Annotated in this window: 1 protein-coding gene and 1 pseudogene; both read left to right on the top strand. The window is 61.3% G+C overall.

Annotated elements, in window-relative coordinates:
- Window positions 1-159: pseudogene (locus tag EOA28_RS40730) on the top strand (acetyltransferase); the annotation flags it as partial.
- Window positions 160-299: 140 nt separating this feature from the next.
- The gene (locus EOA28_RS35805; RefSeq protein ID WP_127252045.1) at window positions 300-1,010 is read left to right on the top strand and encodes a DUF1868 domain-containing protein; all 711 of its coding nucleotides are present in this window, start codon (window positions 300-302) and stop codon (window positions 1,008-1,010) included.
- Window positions 1,011-1,352 lie beyond the last annotated feature (342 nt).

Genomic DNA, 1,352 nt, shown 5'->3' with positions numbered 1-1,352 from the left:
GTGCCGGCGAAACCGATCCGCGAGCGCTTCGACCGCCGCACCGCCGAGCGGTACCAGGCCTTAGCCTGGTGGGACTGGGACCATGCAACACTGCGCGCCGCGCTCGACGATTTCCGAGAGCTGTCGGCCGAGGCGTTTTTGGAGAAATACGGCGGCTGATTTCGGTGAATGGTGAATGGTCAATAGCGAATGGTAACGACGCCCTTCTTTCTCACCATTCACCATTCACCATTCACCATTCACCATTCACATCCTTGACACATGACTCGGACAAGAGCCGATCTCCCCAGGAGATCGCCATGCTCGACACAGTCAGACCTTCGCTCGCCGGATTTTTCGAAGGTACCGACCCGGCTCTGCCCACGCATCTCGGTACCCGTTACGACACAGCCGGCAACTTCCTCCCTGAACCGGGCAACACGGTCGTCTGCCATCTGGTCAAGGGCTCGCCTTCCGAAGCGGCGATCATCGAGGTACGCGAGCGCATGCTTGCCATGCCGGATGCCGATCGGCTCGCCTTCACCCCCATCTCCAGCCTGCATATGACGCTCTTCCAGGGCATCATCGAATACCGGCGTCGCCTTCCCTACTGGCGGTCGGACGTGCCGCTCGACACCAGCATCGACGATATGACCCGCCTCTATCTCGAGCGCCTGCAAGGCTTCGAGGGCCACGGTCCCTTCAAGGTCAAGATTGTCGAAGTCGTGCCGACGGGCCTCACCGTCGCCGGCGCCACTGAGGAGGATCGCCGGATCCTGAAAGCCTGGCGCGATGCGCTTTCGGTGCCGTTCGGTTACCGCCATCCGGACCACGACACCTATGTCTTCCACATCACCTTCGCCTACCAGATCCGCCGCCTCGCCGACCAGCGGGCCGCGGCCTGGCAGGAATTGTTCGACGACTGCTTGTCATTCCTCAAGCGCGAAGCTCAGGTGATCGAGCTGAAGGCTCCGGCCTTTTGCAGCTTCAAGGACATGAAGCATTTCGAGGAATTGCTGGTGCTTGGCTAGTGGTTCTGCGCAGGGATTGTGGAAGTTGCCGCTTGTCGGCGGGCAAGGTTTCACCGTTCCTTTGCGTGAAATCAGCACAAACGCCGGGGATTGGCTGAAGCCCTCCAACCTCGTCATCCCTGGGCGAAGCAGCCGCGAAGCGGCGTCGCGGAGACCCTGGGATCCATTCCGTGACCCTGATCGAAGCGTGCAGCGGAGCAGAATTCTGCTCCGCGGCAGCGCTCATGCGTCACGGAATGGATCCTCGGGTCTGCGCGCGTTGCTGCGCTCCTTGCTCCGCCCGTGGATGACGACGGGAATGGGCGTTTCAGCCAATCTCCAAGGTATGCCGCTGCCCAACAC

The organism is Mesorhizobium sp. M2A.F.Ca.ET.067.02.1.1, assembly GCF_004023285.1.
In the GTDB taxonomy this organism is placed as follows: domain Bacteria; phylum Pseudomonadota; class Alphaproteobacteria; order Rhizobiales; family Rhizobiaceae; genus Mesorhizobium.
Note: the sequence above shows the minus strand (reverse complement) of the source record. Positions and strands in the feature narration are given on the sequence as shown.

Coding starts and splice junctions, on each gene's coding strand:
- EOA28_RS35805 (WP_127252045.1), top strand. CDS start 300: ATGCTCGACACAGTCAGACCTTCGCTCGCCGGATTTTTCGAAGGTACC.